This window comes from Roseateles sp. P5_E11 (genome assembly GCF_054049355.1).
The window spans coordinates 1-2,523 of sequence record NZ_JBFUMO010000721.1 but is presented as its reverse complement, the minus strand read 5'-3'; the positions used below and the strand labels follow the sequence as shown (position 1 = coordinate 2,523).

Annotated in this window: 2 protein-coding genes and 1 tRNA gene; all 3 read left to right on the top strand. The window is 66.8% G+C overall.

All coding sequences use genetic code 11. The annotated features are described in order from the left end of the window. On the top strand, positions 1-849 hold an 849-nt coding region (locus ACXJKR_RS29675; RefSeq protein WP_457325899.1), incomplete at its 5' end, for a saccharopine dehydrogenase family protein. A gap of 14 nt (positions 850-863) precedes the next feature. Next, positions 864-2,387, top strand: coding sequence for an L-piperidine-6-carboxylate dehydrogenase (gene amaB / locus ACXJKR_RS29670; protein WP_457325898.1), 1,524 nt, complete (start codon positions 864-866; stop codon positions 2,385-2,387). Between the two features lie 55 nt (positions 2,388-2,442). After that, positions 2,443-2,523 (top strand) — tRNA-Leu (locus tag ACXJKR_RS29665).

Genomic DNA, 2,523 nt, shown 5'->3' with positions numbered 1-2,523 from the left:
CTGGCCCTGGAGTGCGGCTGCCACTACTTCGACCTGACCGAAGACGTGGCCGCCACCAAGGCCATCATGAAGATGGCCGAGGGCGCCAAGACCGCCTTCATGCCGCAGTGCGGCCTGGCGCCGGGCTTCATCGGCATCGTGGCCCACCACCTGGCCAGCGGCTTCGACTCGGTACGCGACGTGCAGATGCGCGTCGGCGCCCTGCCGGCCTTCCCGACCAATGCGCTGAAGTACAACCTGACCTGGTCGGTCGACGGCCTCATCAACGAGTACTGCCACCCCTGCGAAGCCGTCCACGAAGGCGAGACCATCTCTGCGCTGCCGTTGGAAGGCCTGGAGCACTTCAGCCTGGACGGCACCGAGTACGAGGCATTCAACACCTCGGGCGGCCTGGGCACGCTGTGCGAGACCTGGGCGGGCAAGGTGCGCAACCTGGACTACAAGACCGTGCGCTACCCCGGCCACCGCGACCTGATGCAGTTCCTGCTGGGCGACCTGGGCCTGAAGGGCGACCAGAACCTGCTGAAGGACATCATGCGCAAGAGCATGCCCGCGACGATGCAGGATGTCGTGCTCGTCTTCGTGACCGTGTCCGGCCAGAAGAACGGTGTGCTGCTGCAGGAAGTCTTCGCCCGCAAGATCTTTGCCACGCGTGACGGCGCCCAGCCGCTCTCCGCCATCCAGATCACGACCGCCGCCGGCATCTGCGCCGCCGTCGACCTGTTCCGCGAAGGCAAGCTGCCGCAGAAGGGCTTTGTCCGCCAGGAAGAAGTCAGCCTGCCTGACTTCCTTGCCAACCGCTTCGGCTCGGCGTATCAACAGTCCCGTCAGGTCGAATCGATCTCTTGAGGACAATGTTCGTCATGAAGCAACAGACCCTCTCCGTTCTCGACGCCCTCGGCGTCCACTTGCCGCAAACCTTGAACTCGGGTGGCGACCTGACCGTGCGCTCGCCCATCGACGGCAGCGTGCTGGCCCAGTTGCCCACCGCCAGCGCGGCCGACATGAAGGCGGCCGTCGGCCGTGCAGCCGAGGCCTTCAAGGCCTGGCGCGTCGTGCCCGCCCCCAAGCGCGGTGAGCTGATCCGCTTGTTCGGCGAAGAGCTGCGTACCCACAAGGCGCAACTGGCCCAGCTGGTCTCCATCGAAGCCGGCAAGGTCACGAGCGAAGGCCTGGGCGAAGTCCAGGAAATGATCGACATCTGCGAGTTCGCCGTCGGTCTGTCGCGCCAGCTGCATGGCCTGACCATTGCCAGCGAGCGCCCGGGCCATCGCATGATGGAACAGTGGCTGCCGCTGGGCGTCGTCGGCATCATCTCGGCCTTCAACTTCCCGGTCGCCGTGTGGGCCTGGAACTCGGCGCTGGCGCTGGTGGCYGGCGACACCTGCGTGTGGAAGCCGTCCGAGAAGACGCCGCTGACCGCGCTGGCCACGCAGGCCCTGTTCGAACGCGCGCTGAAGGCCTACCGCGCCGCCGGTAACGCCGCGCCTGACGGCCTGTCCGAGCTGATCATCGGCCGCGCCGATGTCGGCGAAGCGATGGTCGACGACGCCCGTGTGGCGCTGGTCTCCGCCACCGGCTCGACCCGCATGGGCCGCGCCGTTGGCCCGCGCGTGGCGGCGCGCTTCGGCCGTTCGCTGCTGGAGCTGGGTGGCAACAACGCCATCATCGTCACGCCCAGCGCCGACCTGGAGCTGGCGGTGCGCGGCATCCTGTTCGGCGCCTACGGCACGGCCGGCCAGCGCTGCACGACGACGCGCCGCGTCATCGCCCACGAGAGCATCCATGACGCCCTGGTCGAGCGCCTGGACCGCGCCCGCGCCCAGCTGCCCATCGGTTCGCCGGTTGAGCAGGGCACGCTGATCGGTCCGCTGATCGACGCGCAGTCCTTCGACGCGATGCAGTTTGCCTTGAGCGCCGCGCGCGAGCAGGGCGGCCTTGTGTCAGGTGGCGAGCGCGCGCTGGCCGATCGCTTCCCCGAGGCCTACTACGCCGTGCCGGCTCTGGTGCGCATGCCTTCGCAGACCGAAGTGGTGTGCCACGAGACCTTCGCGCCCATCCTGTACACGCTGAAGTACAAGACGCTGGAAGAAGCCATCGAGCTGCAGAACGGCGTGCCGCAAGGTTTGTCGAGCGCGATCTTCACAACCGACATCCGCGAGGCCGAGCGCTTCATGAGCGCCTCGGGCAGCGACTGCGGCATCGCCAACGTCAACATTGGCACGTCCGGTGCGGAGATCGGCGGTGCGTTTGGTGGCGAGAAGGAAACGGGCGGCGGCCGCGAGAGCGGTTCGGATGCCTGGAAGGCCTATATGCGCCGCACCACCAACACGGTGAATTACTCGAGCGAGCTGCCTCTTGCTCAGGGAGTGAAGTTCGACATCTGAGTCGACTTCGTCGTGGGAGGGCTGAGAACTAGGCTATAGTCCGGCCTCCCTGAAAGCCCAGGYGGCGGAATTGGTAGACGCACTAGTTTCAGGTACTAGCGGGTAACTCCGTGGAGGTTCGAGTCCTCTCCTGGGC